We start from the raw sequence: 17,113 nt of genomic DNA, 5'->3' as shown, positions 1-17,113 counted from the left end.
AGCTAAATTTAGACAACAAAAAAACATGAACCATTCAGGTTCATGTTTTTTTGTTATGACTATTTATTTTAGAACTTCTTTGCGTGTTGGAATTGATGGTTGGGCACCCATCTTTTGAACAGCCAGCGAGGAAGCTTTATTGCCATACATAATGGCTTCTTTTAAGTTACTTAAATCTGGCTTCAATTCCGAACTAAAAGATCCTAGGAACGTATCTCCAGCTGCTGTTGTATCAATCGCATGCACTTTAAACGCCGGAACAATGCCGCTCACGTCGCCATCATCATAATAAACCCCTTTACTACCTAGGGTAATAATGACCGTCTGGACTCCCATTTTATGTAATCTTTGAGCTGCTTCTTTCATTGAAGCATCGTCCACAACCGTAACGCCTGTTAAAATTTCAGCTTCAGTTTCATTGGGCGTGATAACATCCGTCAATTGAATTAATTCCTTAGGTAAATTTTTAACTGCAGGAGCAGGATTTAAAATTGTTTTGATTCCAGCTTGTTTAGCAATTTCGAAGGCATATTTAGTTGTTTCAAGTGGAGTTTCCAATTGAGCAACGATAAAATCAGCTTGTTGAATTTTTTCAGCTGCCTTATTGACATCATCCTCATTTAACTCAGCATTAGAGCCTCCATAGATTAAAATTCGATTTTCACCGGTATTTTCGAGCATTACAAAAGCTTGACCTGTATCCGCTACTTTGGAGGTTGCCACATATTCCGTTGAAACCCCGCTATCAAGTAATTGTTTAAGCATAAATTGCCCATTCGCATCGGTTCCGACTTTACCAATAAAACTAGTTTCTGCACCTGAACGAGCCGCTGCAATTGCTTGATTGGCTCCTTTTCCACCACCGGCCATTTGCTTATCTTTTAAAGCCAATGTTTCCCCTGGTTCTGGAAACCGTCCAACTTGTAAAATTGTATCCACATTTAGACTGCCAAGAACGACCACTTTATTACTCATTACGCCACCTCAGTTATATGTTATATAAGTAAATTTTATCATACTAAATTTTCAAATTCTTGATTAAATAAAAAAAGCAAGAACTTAATTGTCCTTGCCTTTAATAATTATTATTCAGCGTCTTCAGGTAATGTAGCTGCTTCATAAACTTCTGAAACATCATCGTTATCTTCAAGCTCATCAATTAAACCTGTATATTGTTTAACTTTATCTTCTGGAACCATTGTTTCGTTTTCAGGAATCATGGTTAATTCAGCATTAGCCAATGTATATCCCTTTGCTTCAAGAGCATCACGAACAGCAGCAAATTCCTTAGGATCAGTATAGATTTCAAATACCTCTTCTGATGTTTGTACATCGTCTGCACCTGCATCAATTGCATCTTCCATCATATCATCTTCATTTTTATCAAGGTCTTCACGACTAATAACAATGTAACCCTTACGATCAAACATGTAAGAAACTGAACCTGAAGCCCCTAGTGAACCACCATGGTGAGTGAATGCTGAACGAACAGCAGCTGCAGTACGATTCTTGTTATCTGTAAGAGCTGACACGATAATAGCTGTACCAGCTGGTCCATATCCTTCATAAGTAATTTCTTCGTAGTTAGCGCCACCTGCGCCACTACCCTTATCAACGGCACGTTTGATGTTGTCTTTTGGCATATTTGCTGCGCGTGCCTTATCCATCATTAAACGTAATTGAGGGTTAGAAGAAGGGTCCGGACCCCCAGCTTTAACTGCAACATAAATCTCACGAGAGATTCGTTGGAAAATTTTACCACGCTTTGCATCTTGGGCGTTTTTACGACCTTGAATATTATGCCACTTTGAATGTCCTGACATACCCGAACTCCTTCTTTCATTTCAATTTTTTATCTGTTCATAGACGTTTAATATATTACGTATTATAGTGGGGTTTGTCAATGCTTACATTCAATCCTCACCTTACCCTTTTCCATTGTTCGCTAACCTAATCGAACGCATCATCGAAATGCTAACAAACTTTCCATCACCTAAATATACAGAATCTTCATTAAATCCTTTAATACGCGATTTTATTGCATTTTCAAAGAGTAAATCACGGTTACATTCATTTAATTGAATTTCAACTAATAGTTGCTCTTCATATGCCCGAGCAACTTTTAATCTGATTTCACCTTGTTTCATTCTGGGTGGAATTTTTTGCTCATAAAATATTTTGTTATCATTTCTCTTACGTTTAATTGCTACAGTATGATCTGAAAGAAAAAAGCCTTGCCACTTTATCATTCCTCGATCAATATACACATTATCAAAAAAGTTTTGAACTACTTGAGGATCATATTGATTATTTTTATTATTCATCTCTACGCCTCTTTTTTTGAATAACTTTTTGACTAGTAGGCCAAAGTTGATTTTCAAATTGAATAAATTTTATAGTAAACTTCCAGCGTTGCTGAAGCCCGCGTACAATCTCTTCTAGATCTATTAATGTATATTTTTCAAGCGTATGAATTGGAATAGAACGTTCCCTTTGCCCTCGTCGTTGTTCACTAAAAAAAATATTATAAGAATGATCATAGATATCATTAACAATTACAATCCAAAATTGAGTGTTAAATTTTGAAACATTAAACAGTGTTTCAATTCGCTGATTAATTAAAGTTAATTCTTGTTGCTTATTCATAAGCATTCCCCCCATTATGTCCACCTACTAGGCTGGCCCGCTGGATTGCAGTACCACCTTTAGTTAAGCTACGTGCGTAAACTAAAGCGGTAAAGCCATATTCCGCTCTAATCTGGTCAACCAGTTGATCAGTTTGATGTTTGTAAATCCTCGGAAACGGTTCGAATAGATTCAATTGTTCACCAATCTGATAGCTCAATTTAGCAGTAAAGATAGCTATATTACGAACAGGTTGCCCTTTCCAGTACTTTTGGAAAATCTCCTTAGCATATTTAAAAATTTCTACATTACTATTAGTCGGAATAACCTTCAATGACTGGCTAAACCCACTATTTATCGTAGACTGGTAACTAAATCCAATACTTAACGTTAGCTCACCACATTGTTGACACCGATGTCGTAACCGTGCAGCTACCTGCTCACTAATCTCTTTAATTACAGTTTCAATTTCACATTGCTGCTGATAATTTCTAGGTAACACTTGAGAATTACCCACACTATTTTCTTTAGGTTTTACCCTTTCACTTAGAATTGTTCGATCAATGCCCCACGCTGTTGCAAACAATTGAGTTCCAATTATTCCAAACTCTTGTTTTAAAAAATATGGATTACTATGTGCTAACTCATTCATATTGTTAATACCCAGTTTTTGCAAACGCTCGGTCGTCCGTCTTCCAATTCCCCACACATCTGTCAACTTAGGAATCATCCATACTTTTTGGGCTACTGTATTGTATGTAATTGTGCCAATCAAATCATTGGATTTTTTAGCGAAATTATCCAATGCTAGTTTAGCTTGCAATGGATTTTCACCGACACCGATTGTTGTGTACAAGCCTAACTGCCTACGTACTTTATGTTGAATTTTTTTAGCAACTTCTTCAGGAGTTTCTCCAAAAAGTTTCCAGGTTTTAGTAATATCTAAAATTGATTCATCAATGGAATATGGATATAAATCTTCTTCTGCCACATACTGTTTAAATATTTCGTTAATTTGAAGATTACGCTTAATATATAGATTCATTCGTGGTGGGACCATTATAATTCTTGGATCACACGGTAAATCCCTTTGTCGCGAGACGTTAGCTTTCAATCCAAAAAGTTTTTTGGCCATCGGTGATGTGGCTAAAATTAGTCCACCATTGGTATTTTCCTGCTCAGAAATTACTACCATAACAACTTTTAATGGATTTAGCCCGCGCATAACTGCTTCAACGCTGGCATAAAAAGATTTATTATCAATCATTAAAAAAACACCCTTGGGTTCTTTATCATAATTCATTAAATCTGCCTCCGCTCTCAATTATACGAACGTATGTTCTTTTTGACAAGAAAAAAATAAAAAACGCTTCTTAAAAATAGAAACGTTTCTTATTAACGAGGGGGCGACTATCCCGATTAAAAGATAGTAGAATATATTAAGTTTTGGGACAATGTAATATTATTGAGCTATTGCTAGCTTTTGAGTTAGACTCATTGATTTGGGGGGTCAATAAGTATTTTATATTCTAGCTTCGCCACTTAGTGCTCGTTTTCTTGATTGTAAAATCATTTTATAACTGCCCTTAAACGTAGTTTTTGCTAACTACAAATTTATCCTAACATACCCGCTGTTGATATGCGATGCTTATTTCTAAATCGGGTAAAATATCTATTATTCCTTTTTACAGTTGGGCTCCAAGAGAATCATTCATCTATCAAAAAAGCCGACAAAAAAAGGATTAATAGTATTCCTACTATCAATCCTTTTAGACAATTATGCGCGTTTTGTGTAAGTTCCTTTTTCAGTATTAATTACTAGAACTTCGCCTTCTTGGATAAAGTCTGGAACATTAACTACTAATCCAGTTTCCATTGTAGCTGGTTTACCTGAACCAGTAACTGTAGCTCCTTTAATTGATGGTGCGGTTTCAACAACTTTTAATTCAACCGTTGTTGGTAAATCAACCCCAATTACTTCATTACCATAAAAACTAATTTTAACCATTGTATTTTCCAAAAGATATTTTAATTCACTTTCAATACTTGATACTGGTAATTCATATTGTTCGTATGTTTCAGTATCCATGAAAACAGCCATATCATCTTGACGATAAAGATATTGAGCTTCTTTAGTATCAAGAATAGCTTGTTCAACTTTTTCAGTTGGACGCATAGTTGTTTGAACAGTTGAACCTGCTCGTACATCATATAACTTCATTTGCATCACTGTGTTACCTTTACCAGGTTTATGATGGTTAGTTTCTACAACCTTAATCAATTTACCATCCTTAATGAACGTCATGCCTGCTTTTAAATTAATTGCTTCTACCATATTTAAAATCCCCTTTTATTTAATAATTTCTATAATTTTTGATTTTTCAATTCCCAGACTAGTTAGGTGGGATTGAAAAAATACTACTAATTATTTTTAACGTAAAGTTCATTATTAACTCCGCTTTAATTCGACTTAATACTTCATTCTATCATAAATTAGGCTGATTTTTGACTACCACATAAAAAGGAACCCCTGAAAAAATAATTTTCTCAGCGGTTCCCATTTATATTAATCCTATTCGACCTGAGCACCTAGTGCATTCTTAAAATGTTCTAGTGCCCATTCTTGACCATGTTCTGTAAAGGTTGCCACACCTTTTTCATTAATAATAATTCGATAGCCTAAATTATATGCATCAACGGCAGTATGAAGGATACAAATATCCGTACATACCCCCACTAGCCGTACTGTATCAATTTTACGAGCTCTTAGTTGCATATCTAGGTCCGTTCCGGCAAAAGCACTATAACGAGTTTTATCAAGGATTTTCACTCGTTGATTAGCTTTATTTAAATCGTACCAATCCTGCAACTGCCCGTAAAAATCACGTCCCCATGTTCCTTTGAGATTGTGTGCAGGAAATAACTTAGTTTCTGGATGATATGGATCGCCTTCTACATGTACATCAGTTGGCAAAAACACCCAACCGTCTTCACGTAGCTCTTGGTTCGCCAACTTGATAATCTCTGATTCAATCTTTTGTCCAACTACTCCTGTAGTTAACGCACCATTCGATGCCACAAAATCATTCGTATAATCAATTACAAGTAACGCTTCATTTGATTTTTTCATCAAAATTCCTCATCCCTTTTAATCTAAATTATGCTTCGATACCACACCGTTGGTAGATTGCATCAACGTTTTTAAGATGGTATTGATAGTTAAAAATAGCTCGAATTTCTTCATCATCAAGAATTGACTTAATTTTATCATTTTCAAGTAGTAAATCCATAAAATGTTGCCCAGTATTCCATACCATCATAGCGATTGGCTGAACTGTATCGTAGGCTTCCTCGCGGGTCCAACCTTTATCAATCAATTTCAACATAACTTGTTGAGAAAAAATCAATCCATGAGTCATTTCAAGGTCTTTTTGAACTTCATCTTCATTAACTACCAAGTTATTTAAAATCCGATTCATTCGTGTAAGAATGTAGTCAACTAAAGCTGTTGAATCTGGTAAAATTACACGTTCAGCAGACGAATGAGAAATGTCTCGTTCATGCCATAAATTCATATTTTCAAACGCTGTCATCATTTCTCCACGAACAACTCGACTTAGTCCTGAAACATTTTCAGAACCAATAGGATTACGTTTATGAGGCATCGCTGATGAACCTTTTTGTCCTTTAGCAAATCCTTCTCGCATTTCATTGACTTCTGTACGCTGTAAATGTCTAATTTCAGTTGCAATTTCTTCAATTTGGGAGGCGATTAAGGCCAAAACACTCAAATATTCTGCGTGTAAATCACGTGGGAGGATTTGAGTCGAAATTTCTTGATGCCCAATTCCAAGCATTTGGCAAACCCATTCTTCAATTTGAGGAGTAATGTTAGCAAAAGTCCCCACTGCCCCACTAATCTTGCCAACTTCGATGTTTTTACGGGCATGATTAAAACGTTCAATATTACGATTAATTTCTGAATACCAGCGTAAAAATTTTAATCCAATTGTAGTTGGTTCGGCATGAATTCCATGAGTCCGTCCAACGGCAATTAAATCTTTATATTTGATTGATAGTTCTTTCAAGGTTGTTTTTAGTGTTTCTAAATCTGCCGAAATGATTTCGTTAGCAGCTTTGAGTCGAAGCGACTGCGCTGTATCGACAACGTCTGTACTGGTTAATCCGTAATGAATCCATTTTCGCTCTTCGCCTAAAGATTCGGAAACGGACCTAGTAAAGGCAATTACATCGTGATGCGTTTGACTTTCAAGCTCATCAATTCGATCTAAATCAAACTTAGCTTTCTTTTCGATTAGTTCGAGATCTTGGTCAGGAACCTTTCCATCTTTATTCCAAGCTTTAACAACGGCTATTTCAACGTCAAGCCAACTTTGAAATTGGGACTGGCGGTTCCAAATTTTTTGCATTTCGGGTCTTGCATAACGATCAATCATTTGATTACTCCTTTGAATTAAAAATATTTACCTCTCCATTTTACCAAAATCTTCAGTATTAATAAACACGAACCATTAAAAGAATTACCTTTTGTATAATTCGGTTTATCCCTTTTATTTTTTTGGTAAACTGTGTTATCATCTTTAGAGTTGTGTATTGATAAAAATGGAGGAATAAATATGACAGCTACAGTAGTAATAGGAAGCCAATGGGGCGATGAAGGAAAAGGAAAGATTATTGATTTTCTTGGACAAAGTGCTGATGTTACAGTGCGTTATTCAGGTGGAGATAATGCTGGTCACTCACTTGTGGTTAACGACCAAAAATTAGCTCTTCGTTTAATCCCTTCCGGAATTCTTGCTCCTAATTCAATTTGTATCATTGGTAATGGAACAGTGATTAATCCTGCTACCCTACTTGATGAAATTAAAGAATTAAATGGAGTAGGTGTTAACACTGATCATTTAAAAATTTCTGATCGTGCTCATATCGTTTTCCCATATCACATCTTACAAGATCAACAACAAGAACGTGATCGTTCTAAAAATGGCGAAAAAATTGGAACAACTAATAAAGGTATCGGCCCAGCATACATGGACAAGATGCAACGTATTGGTATCCGAGCTATTGATCTATTAGACAACGAAACTCTTGAAGAAAAAATTGCTTTTAACCTTGAACAAAAGAAACGCATTCTGGACGAAGATCTTTGGAATCAACTTCCAAGCTTAAAGGAATTGACCGCTCAGTACATTGAATATGGAGAAATCCTTAAGGACTATATTACTGATACAAGCTACCTAATTCACACTAACTTAAATGATAATAAACGCGTCTTATTTGAAGGAGCTCAAGGTACTATGCTTGATATTGACCATGGTACTTATCCTTTTGTTACTTCCTCTAATCCAACTGCCGGTGGAGCTGCTACGGGTGCAGGAATTGGTGTAACTAAGATTAAACACGTCATTGGCGTATGTAAATCTTACGTTTCTCGCGTTGGTGAAGGCCCATTCCCAACTGAACAAATCAACGAAGTCGGTGATCGAATCCGTGAAATTGCTCATGAATATGGTACCGTTACTAAACGACCTCGTCGAATTGGATGGTTTGATGGCGTATTAATGAAATACGTTTCAGAAGTTAATGGGCTAACTGATTTAGTTGTTAACTGTTTGGATGTCCTTTCAGGATTTAAAGAACTTAAAATCTGTACTGGTTATCAAACTGATCACGGCGTAATTAAGTATTATCCTGCTTCAGAAAAAGAACTTAAAAATTCAACTCCAATTTATGAAACTCTTCCAGGTTGGGATGAAGATCTTACTCAAATGACTACTTACGAAGAATTACCAGCTAATGCTAAAAATTATCTTAAAAAGATTGAAGAAATTACTGGAGTTCCAGTTAGCGCCTTTTCAATCGGCCCTGATCGTGAACAAACCATCGTCTTAAATGATATGTGGTCAGACTAAAATAAAGAAAGAAGTAAAAATCATTAACGATTTTTACTTCTTTCTTTATTGACCTGATTAGCCCCAAAAGACAACACCAATAAAATGATTCCTAATATTAAAATACCAAGTGCCATAGTTAACTCACGTAATAAAATATCTTGTCCTGCTTGCTCAACAATCCCTTTAATTACAGCATATTGGATTGGCAAATCATTAAGAACATTTGATACATAGGCGATGGCACTAATCACAGTAGCAAATGCCCCAACCGTCACCATCATGGAACCTAATAAATTGAGACCGCGTCGTTTAATGAAAGCAAAGAATGTTAGTATCAGCAGTCCTACTGCACTAATCGCCATCATGATTTGATTCAACTTTTGTAATTTAGCTACCTGTCCCGCATAATGCGTTAGTTTTTGCGTATCCAACTGGCTATTAAAAATATTAGCAACTTGATTAACAATAATCGAAACTATCCCTTGTTGTATCATTCCGGACGTGCCAATATTTGCATTAACTTCTTCCGTAATGATTGATTGATCTAACTTGACTTCCTCACCAGCATAAAATTCACCAATCATTGACTTCAATTCATCATTAATTACATTATCAGGGATCAAATTAGTCTGTTGAATCCCTGCTTGTTGCAATTGTGTATTAACTTGCTGATTAATTGTACTAGCCGCATTCGATTTAACCACCTGACTTTGAACATAGTTTACATTAAAGACGGTTTGTTTAGCTGAGAAAGTTAAAAATAGTAATAACCCACAAATAATCATCAAGACTCTTATCCAAAACAGCCTTGGTTTTCTGTCAATTGTCGGATTTTTTTCCTGAAGCGTTTCTCTTGTCATCCTTGTTTCTTCGATTGGGACCACTCCTCCATTAAGCTCATAATATATCTTCATTTTACCACTATTCCGTAATCTCTCATTACTCTTCAAGATATCTTAAGACTTGCTATACTTGTTTTCATCCAATTTTCTTATTTTTTGAGAAATGTTAAGAAAGCTTTACATATCGCCCTTGCATATTGCCTTTCAAATAAGATATACTCATAAACAGTGTGTTTTACGTAAATTTTATTTTTAAGGAGTTTTACATAATATGGAATATAGTTTTTTTGCCAAGTTAGCAGCTGAATTTCTTGGTACAGCAATTTTAGTTCTTTTAGGTAATGGTTCGGTTGCTAACGTTGAGCTTAAAGGTACAAAAGGTAACGGTAGTGATTGGTTAGTCATCGCAGTTGGGTACGGATGTGGTGTAATGGTCCCTGCATTAATGTTTGGAACTATTTCTGGAGCTCAAATTAATCCTGCTTTCACCATTGGTTTAGCAGTTTCAGGAATGTTCTCATGGTCTCAGGTCCTTCCTTTCATTATTGCCCAAATGTTAGGTGCTATTTTTGGACAATTAGTAGTTTATTTTGCTTACAAGCCTCATTATGATTTAACTACTAATACTGAATCAATTTTAGGTACGTTTAGTACAATTGATGCTAGTCATAGCTCTTGGAATGGTTTTGCTAACGAATTTATTGGTTCATTCGTCCTCTTCTTTGGAGCTACAGCCTTTACTCATGCTCCTTATTTCGAGGCTAATAAAGGATCAGTATTTATTGCACTTGGTTTTCTAGTTGGTACTTTGGTTGCTTCACTTGGTGGTGCTACTGGTCCAGCTTTGAATCCTGCTCGTGACTTAGGTCCCCGTTTAGTTCACGCAATGCTCCCAATCAAACATAAAGGATCATCTCAATGGGGTTACGCATCAGTTCCCGTTGTTGCCCCAATCTTAGCTGGTATTTGTGCCGTTGCTTTGTATAAAGGACTTTTCCTATAACATATAATTAAACAAAAAATCCGCTTCTACCTAATGTAGAAGTGGATTTTTTCTTTTATTTAGTAGATTGTCTGAAGACCATATCAAATGGAAGAGTAATATTACGTTCTTCGACTTCTTCTTTATTCATTAATTTAGTTAAAAGACGCATTGCAACCGCCCCAGTATCGTACATTGGGTGACCAATTGAACTAATTTGTGGACGAACCATCTTAGTCAAGCTAGTATTATTACTTGAAATAATTTCGAAATCTTCCGGAACTTTAACGCCGAGATCTTGAAGGCCGTTAAGTAAGCCCACCGCTAAACTATCATTAGCAACAAAAGCGGCCGTAACGCCCGTTGTAGAAGCAATTTCGGATGCTAACTTAACTCCATCTTCGTAAGTATTACTTGTTTCAAAAACTAGATTTTCGTCATAATCAACTTTAGCTTCACTTAAAGCAAGACGATAACCTTCTAATCTAAATTTACCATTAACGGGTTCAGAAAGCGGACCTGAGATAAAAGCAATCTTCTTATTTTTATTATCAATTAGTTTATTGACTGCTTCGTATACTGCAGCCTTATTATCGATACTTACAGAAGGCAAAGTGTTCTTATCATCTACGGAACCAGCAAAAACGACTGGTGTACGAGCTGCTTTAAACGCTTCTCGTAAACGATCGTCAACGGCATTCCCCATATAAATGATACCGTCTACTTGCTTAGCTTGTAAGTTTTCAAGCACTTCAACCTTTTTATCAACATCTTCGTCAGAATTTTCTAAAATGATATTGTATTTGTACATTGAAGCAATATCATCAATTCCTCGTGCTAACGATGCAAAAAACATTTGAGTAATATCTGGTAGAATTACTCCAATAGTAGTTGATCTCTTGCTAGCAAGACCACGAGCTACTGCATTGGGATGGTAATCCAAACGTTCGATTACTTCGTTAACCTTTTTTCTTGTAACAGGTTTAACATTAGGATTTCCATTAACAACGCGTGATACTGTGGCCATTGAAACGCCCGCTTCTCGAGCAACATCGTAAATTGTGATGGTTTGTTTTGCCATATTATATTACCTCTTCCATTGATATTATTTGTTTTCATTCTGTTTTCATTGCCATGAATACGTTATCAAATTTTCAGCATACTTGCAACCTTTTTTTATTTTATTACCTATTTCCCTATGTGCTATAATCTAACTATCCGAATATAAGAAAGAAGAGATTAAATGTCACAATTAGATAAAGTCCAAGCATGGGTTTCAGATCATAAGTTAGACGTTGCATATATTAGTAATTTTGAAAGTATTAAATACTTAACTGGTTTTGGTAGCGACCCTATCGAACGCGTTTTAGCTTTATTTGTTTTTCCTGATCATGAACCATTCTTATTTGCTCCTGCACTAGAAGTTGAAGCAATTAAAGATACTGGATGGAATCACCCCGTTTATGGTTATTTAGATCACGAGAAGCCCTTTCAATTAATTGCTAAATATATTCGTGAACGCAATGCTAACCCTATTCACTGGGGAATTGAAAATAATAATCTTACATTTGATCGTTATGAAGTACTTCGTTCTGAATTTCCAAATGCTAAATTTGAACAAAACTTAACTCCAGTTTTTGAAAAACTTCGTATGATTAAAACTGCCGACGAAATCGAAAAATTAAATGCTGCTGGTGCAGAGGCTGATTACGCCTTTGAAGTTGGTTTCAATGCAGTTGCCGCTGGTAAAACTGAAGCTGATGTTGCTGCTGAACTTGAATATGCTTTAAAAAAGCGTGGTGTAATGGAAATGAGTTTTGATACTCTTATTCAAGCGGGCGCTCATGCTGCTGAACCCCATGGTGCAACTGGCATGAACCAAATTCAAAATAATGAATTAGTACTTTTCGACTTAGGTACCATCCATGATGGTTATATTAGTGATGCTTCTAGAACGGTCGCTTTAGGAACTTTAAATGACAAACAAAAAGATATTTACAAAGTTTGTCTAGAAGCTCAATTAACTGCCCAAGCTTACGCCAAACCTGGAATTACTGCTGCTAGTTTAGATAAAGTCGCACGTGACATCATCGATAAGGCCGGTTATGGTGAATACTTCATTCATCGCCTAGGACATGGAATGGGTATGGGAGAACACGAATTCCCATCCATCATGGAAGGAAACGATTTAATCCTCCAAGAAGGTATGTGTTTCTCAATCGAACCTGGTATCTATATCCCCGGCGTTGCTGGTGTTCGCATTGAAGACTGTGTTCACATCACTAAGGATGGTTGCCTACCATTTACCCATACTTCAAAAGAACTTAGATATCTATAATATTTCTATCAAAAAGCACTTCGGTTCTAAGCCGAAGCGCTTTTTATATAGCCTAATTATTCGGCAGAATATTGAGCTAAATATTCATCAAATGGCTTCAATTCTTCTGCATCCCATTCTTTAAGAAATTCAGGTGTATACAATGTATCGTCCTGTTCCAAATCAAGTTCAACTGGAATTCCTCGTTTATCCGTGATATTGGCATCAATTAACACCGGATGTCCAGCTTTTACTTCTGCAATAGCATCATCAAAGGCTTTTTCGAGCTGACTAATTTCATCGACTCGAATTCCTTTAACACCCATTCCTTCAGCAATTTTAGCATAGTCAGCATCAGTTAAATCTACCCCGAATTCATCTTGAGGAACGTCATCTTGTTCAGACTTAATAAAACTTAGATGGCGGTTAGATGTAACGATATTAATGATTGGTAAGTTATAACGTTTTTCGGTAATCATATCCTGCATTACCATTGAGAACGCCCCATCTCCAGCAATATTGAATACTTGACGATCTGGATAGCTTAACTTGCTAGCCATTGCTCCAGGAATTCCACAACCCATAGTTGCAAACAAAGCTGAAGTTAAGATTTTTTGTTTAGGATTCATATCAAGAAAACGGAAACTATTAATAATATTATCCCCAACATCCATTGAAAATACGGCGTCGTCATCTGCAATTCGGTTAATTTGTTGATAAACTTGTTCGTATTCTAGAGGTCCATCTGTCCGACTCATCAAGCCCTTTAGGTATTTACGCCAGTCTTTTTGGGCAGCCACAGCTGCTTTGTAGAATGGACGCGGTTGAACGGTTTCGCTAATTTCATCCAATTTTTCAACGAATAATTTAGCATCTGCCCAAATTCCTAAATCAAGTGAATGATGGCGCCCAAAAATAGCTTGATCATTATCAACTTGAATATACTTAAATGGTCGATCTCCATATACAATTGCTGCAAATGGGAAGTTAGCACCAATTGAAATTAAAAGGTCCGTTTTCTTAATTAATTCATTAGAAACCTTAGAAGCCGCTCGGTTAAATGGCCCCATATTCCCCTCATATTCATCAGGGATTACGCCCTTAGCTAACCCAGTAATTACGATTGGAATTTGAAGTTTTTCAGATAATGCCTCAACTTCTTTGGTGGCTCCGCGAGCACCTTGTCCTAAATGAATAACTGGATATTTAGCATTTTTAATCATATCCCAAGCATCTTGCACTAATTCAGAATCAGGTTGAGGTTTAATCTCAGGTTGATTACGTGTTTTTTCAGTAGAATAATTGCCAGTTGGGATTTCTACGTAGCCAAAGTCATTCGGAATAATAACTACCGCTACTCCCTTTTCTTTATATGCCATACGAATCGCTTTATCAATTACATATGGCAAACTTTCTGGGGTCATCACAATTCGATTGTAAACCGCAACGTCATCGAACATAGGAGATTCATTGAATTCTTGGAAGTAATCATAATTCATTCGGGTATGTGGGACTTGTCCTACAATTGCCAAAACAGGAACATGGTCTTCCTTTGCATCATACAATCCATTAAGTAGGTTGACTGCGCCGGGTCCTGCTGACCCAAAAGCTACCCCAATTTTACCAGTCAATTTGGCGTCAGCTGCTGCTGCAAGTGCCCCGACTTGTTCATGTCGAACCTGGATGTATTTAATATTGTCTTGTTCTTTTTGCAAAGAATCCATAGTTGAATTAATTGATCCCCCAGGGTAACCGTAAATATGGTCTACACCCCATGATTCAATTACTTTTAACATTGCTATTCCTGCTTGAATTTTTTCTGCCATGAATAATTTCCTCCTCAGCTTTTTGAAAACGTTTTCGTTTTTCATATCTGATTATTTATCTTTTATAAGTAAAAATCAATAAATATGCTTACCGAGTAAAATCATCACCATTTCAAAATAAAAAAGATGAAAACTAGCAATAGCTACTAGTTTCCATCTTTTTTTATTTATTCTTGGATTTTGTGAGGCATAAATACCTCAGTGGGTTTTTCATATGGAGTCGCTTCTGCCATGTTATCAATAACTAAATCTTCATCCATCTCTTCTAAATCAGGATTAAATTTATTGTTAGCACGATTAGCTAATTCCATTCCTCGTTGTTTTAAATCATCTACAGATGAAACTGCTCGATCTTTAAGCGTAGCTGTATCAAAATCATTGGATTCCATGAAATCATCAAATTTCTCAATAGCAGCTTCCTTAAGTTGTTGAGGTGTTGTATCTGTTAACTTAATTGCTGCTGCAGTAGCAGCTGCTCCACCCAAGATTACACCTAGTAAAAAACTACTCTTTGACATACTGATAGCCCCCTATTTATTCTTAACTTTATGGTTCTTATACATATTCATAGCACCTTTACCAACATTCATGGCTGTGGCTACTTTACCGATATTCTTGCTTTTTCCAGTATGGTTTACCCGACCAGCTAAACGACGAGTTGCTTGGTTTAAATCCGATGTACTTTCACTCAAGTCAGCAACCGCTTGGAACAATGGATCGATGGTAGCGACTTTTCCGTTAACATCTTCTAAAAGTTCGTTCGCATTTGCCATAATACCTTCAGCTTCATGTGATATAAGATCAACATCCCGTGTGATCACTGCCATACTACGATTAATCTCTGATAATGTTTTAGAAGCATTCACTAATACTAATCCAATGAATAGAACTAAAATAAGCAATGCTACTGCAGCAATAATTGCAGCAATTCCGCCTCCTGTCAAATGATCCCCTCCTGTTCGTTTATGACTACAGAATAGCATTACAAATAATTAAGTGCAATTAAAACCCCTACATATTCGCTACAAAATTCTGTTAGAATAGTATTATTACTGAAAGGACGATTTTTATTTATGAAAAACATGCTTACTATTGCAGCAGGCTTCCCATCATTAAAATCCAGCTTTACTCATATTGATTGGGAAAAAATTGGTGTAGCTTTTATGGAACATTTTTTCCAACTCGTTCTAATCACCATTATTTTCTGGATTATTAATCGGATTGGTAAACATATCATCCGTAATAGTTTTCAACATCACGATCCAATTGAAAAACAATCCGCTCGTTCACAAACCGTTTACGCAGTGGTTAAAAATATTTTCAAGTATTCCGTCCTATTCTTTTACGTCTATACTATTTTATCAAATTTAGGAGTACCAGTGGGCACTTTATTGGCCGGTGCTGGAATCTTAAGTGTTGCAATTGGACTCGGAACTCAAGGGATTGTGTCCGATGTTATTAACGGCCTAACCATTTTAATTGAAGGCCAACTACGTGTTGATGATAGTGTTACGATTCAATCCATCGATGGAACCGTCGTTTCAATCGGTTTACGAACCATTGAACTTCAAGCACTTGATGGTACTTTACATTACCTGCCGAATCGCTCCATTTCAACAATTTCAAATCATTCTCGCGGAAGTCAAACTATTTCGATCTTTCTACGAATCAGTGATCCGTTTGAAATTGACCGTGCTAAAGACTTGTTGCGTGACCAACTAGCTTCGATTAAACAAGACACCGATAAAATTAAAGCTACTCCCATTGTTCTCGCTCCTGTAGTCGAAAAGACTTACGGATATCTGGGAGTTCAAATCTCTGCCAAGGTTAAGGCCGGCTATCAAACTCCGATGAAAACTATGATTTTGGATCGTTGTCTACGAACTTTAGCCCAAGAACAAATTAAAATTCAAAATTAGTAAAAAAGTATGCCATCTTATAATCACCCAAAGTTAGATCCAATTCACTCTACTACGGGTTCAATGTTGATGGCATACTTTTTTATTTATTCCCAGAATTTATCAAAGTTTACTAATAAATCTTCAATTGCTAATGCACGATGGCTAATTTTATTTTTCTCTTCACGCGTCATTTCAGCTAAAGTTTTATTCTTTGCTTCCACAAAAAATAAAGGATCATAACCAAAGCCGTTGTCACCGCGCGGAACAGCAAGAATTCGTCCTCGTAGATTTCCATTTGCCACTAACTCACTTCCGTCTGGTTTGCGCACAACTACGGTTGAATGAAACGTTGCTGTACGTTTTTCATCTGGAATGCCACCCAATTCGCTAAGAACTTTGGCATTGTTAGCTGCATCATTGTGATCACCGGCGTAACGCGCCGAAAAAATTCCTGGGCGTCCATTCAAAGCATCGATTTCCAAACCTGAATCATCGGCAAGGACTGGAATACCAATTGATTTAGCGTATCCGTCTGCTTTTAAACGGGCATTTTCTTCAAACGACAAGCCATTTTCAACTATTTCAACGTCATCATTAATATCTTTCAGCGATTTTACAACAATGCCCTTTTGTTCAAAAATTTGTTTAAATTCTTTTAATTTTCCATCATTTTTCGTGGCAATCAAAATTTCATTATTCATTCTA

At 36.3% G+C, this 17,113-nt stretch carries 18 protein-coding genes; 4 read left to right on the top strand and 14 right to left on the bottom strand.

All coding sequences use genetic code 11. The annotated features are described in order from the left end of the window. Positions 1-63: 63 nt before the first annotated feature. From rbsK to purB, 8 genes are all read right to left on the bottom strand, one after another. Positions 64-975 (bottom strand): ribokinase, encoded by a 912-nt coding sequence (gene rbsK / locus IV86_RS04895; RefSeq protein WP_002834357.1) that lies wholly within the window; start codon positions 973-975, stop codon positions 64-66. Positions 976-1,085: 110 nt separating this feature from the next. Then, positions 1,086-1,823, bottom strand: a complete 738-nt coding sequence (locus IV86_RS04890; protein WP_002834358.1) for a YebC/PmpR family DNA-binding transcriptional regulator — start codon at positions 1,821-1,823, stop codon at positions 1,086-1,088. Between the two features lie 102 nt (positions 1,824-1,925). After that, the gene (locus IV86_RS04885; protein WP_002834359.1) at positions 1,926-2,324 is read right to left on the bottom strand and encodes a hypothetical protein; all 399 of its coding nucleotides are present in this window, start codon (positions 2,322-2,324) and stop codon (positions 1,926-1,928) included. Then, a complete protein-coding gene (locus IV86_RS04880; RefSeq protein ID WP_002834360.1) occupies positions 2,317-2,646 on the bottom strand; it encodes a hypothetical protein in 330 nt (109 codons plus the stop codon). The genes IV86_RS04885 and IV86_RS04880 overlap by 8 nt, the downstream gene beginning before the upstream one ends. Beyond that, positions 2,639-3,928: a Y-family DNA polymerase gene (locus IV86_RS04875; protein ID WP_056979400.1), complete on the bottom strand. Its 1,290-nt coding sequence runs from the start codon at positions 3,926-3,928 to the stop codon at positions 2,639-2,641. The genes IV86_RS04880 and IV86_RS04875 overlap by 8 nt, the downstream gene beginning before the upstream one ends. Before the next feature lie 474 nt (positions 3,929-4,402). Continuing rightward, positions 4,403-4,960: an elongation factor P gene (efp, locus tag IV86_RS04870; protein WP_002834362.1), complete on the bottom strand. Its 558-nt coding sequence runs from the start codon at positions 4,958-4,960 to the stop codon at positions 4,403-4,405. 237 nt (positions 4,961-5,197) lie between these two features. Next, positions 5,198-5,755, bottom strand: coding sequence for a cysteine hydrolase family protein (locus tag IV86_RS04865; RefSeq protein WP_002834363.1), 558 nt, complete (start codon positions 5,753-5,755; stop codon positions 5,198-5,200). A gap of 28 nt (positions 5,756-5,783) precedes the next feature. Continuing rightward, the gene (gene purB, locus IV86_RS04860; RefSeq protein ID WP_002834364.1) at positions 5,784-7,082 is read right to left on the bottom strand and encodes an adenylosuccinate lyase; all 1,299 of its coding nucleotides are present in this window, start codon (positions 7,080-7,082) and stop codon (positions 5,784-5,786) included. Between the two features lie 180 nt (positions 7,083-7,262). Here purB and IV86_RS04855 point away from each other — a divergent pair, with 180 nt between their 5' ends. Next, complete coding sequence (locus IV86_RS04855; RefSeq protein ID WP_002834365.1) at positions 7,263-8,558, top strand: adenylosuccinate synthase; 1,296 nt, start codon at positions 7,263-7,265, stop codon at positions 8,556-8,558. A gap of 23 nt (positions 8,559-8,581) precedes the next feature. Here the strand turns inward: IV86_RS04855 and IV86_RS04850 are convergent, their stop codons facing one another. Then, entirely contained in the window at positions 8,582-9,454 is an 873-nt protein-coding gene (locus tag IV86_RS04850; protein WP_232625429.1) for a hypothetical protein, read from the bottom strand. 199 nt (positions 9,455-9,653) lie between these two features. Here IV86_RS04850 and IV86_RS04845 point away from each other — a divergent pair, with 199 nt between their 5' ends. Continuing rightward, positions 9,654-10,385 carry an MIP/aquaporin family protein gene (locus tag IV86_RS04845; protein WP_002834367.1) on the top strand — a complete coding sequence of 244 codons (732 nt, stop codon included), beginning with the start codon at positions 9,654-9,656 and terminating at the stop codon, positions 10,383-10,385. 55 nt (positions 10,386-10,440) lie between these two features. On the opposite strand, the gene ccpA is transcribed toward IV86_RS04845, so the two are convergent. After that, positions 10,441-11,445 (bottom strand): catabolite control protein A, encoded by a 1,005-nt coding sequence (gene ccpA / locus IV86_RS04840; protein WP_002834368.1) that lies wholly within the window; start codon positions 11,443-11,445, stop codon positions 10,441-10,443. 162 nt (positions 11,446-11,607) lie between these two features. Between ccpA and IV86_RS04835 the strand changes: the two genes are divergently transcribed. After that, positions 11,608-12,702, top strand: coding sequence for a M24 family metallopeptidase (locus tag IV86_RS04835; RefSeq protein ID WP_002834370.1), 1,095 nt, complete (start codon positions 11,608-11,610; stop codon positions 12,700-12,702). A gap of 56 nt (positions 12,703-12,758) precedes the next feature. Here IV86_RS04835 and spxB read toward each other — a convergent pair whose 3' ends face one another. From spxB to IV86_RS04820, 3 genes are all read right to left on the bottom strand, one after another. After that, entirely contained in the window at positions 12,759-14,507 is a 1,749-nt protein-coding gene (spxB, locus tag IV86_RS04830) for a pyruvate oxidase (protein ID WP_002834371.1), read from the bottom strand. Positions 14,508-14,674: 167 nt separating this feature from the next. Further along, entirely contained in the window at positions 14,675-15,025 is a 351-nt protein-coding gene (locus IV86_RS04825; protein WP_002834372.1) for a hypothetical protein, read from the bottom strand. 12 nt (positions 15,026-15,037) lie between these two features. Beyond that, entirely contained in the window at positions 15,038-15,451 is a 414-nt protein-coding gene (locus IV86_RS04820) for a DUF948 domain-containing protein (protein WP_002834373.1), read from the bottom strand. Between the two features lie 129 nt (positions 15,452-15,580). On the opposite strand from IV86_RS04820, the gene IV86_RS04815 reads away from it, so the two are divergent. Then, positions 15,581-16,426, top strand: a complete 846-nt coding sequence (locus IV86_RS04815) for a mechanosensitive ion channel family protein (protein WP_056979399.1) — start codon at positions 15,581-15,583, stop codon at positions 16,424-16,426. 86 nt (positions 16,427-16,512) lie between these two features. Here IV86_RS04815 and IV86_RS04810 read toward each other — a convergent pair whose 3' ends face one another. After that, positions 16,513-17,109: an XTP/dITP diphosphatase gene (locus tag IV86_RS04810; RefSeq protein WP_002834375.1), complete on the bottom strand. Its 597-nt coding sequence runs from the start codon at positions 17,107-17,109 to the stop codon at positions 16,513-16,515. Positions 17,110-17,113: the final 4 nt, after the last annotated feature.

The organism is Pediococcus pentosaceus (genome assembly GCF_001437285.1).
Taxonomy (GTDB): domain Bacteria; phylum Bacillota; class Bacilli; order Lactobacillales; family Lactobacillaceae; genus Pediococcus; species Pediococcus pentosaceus.
The sequence above is the reverse complement of the archived record's forward strand: the minus strand, read 5'-3'. Positions and strand labels throughout refer to the sequence as shown.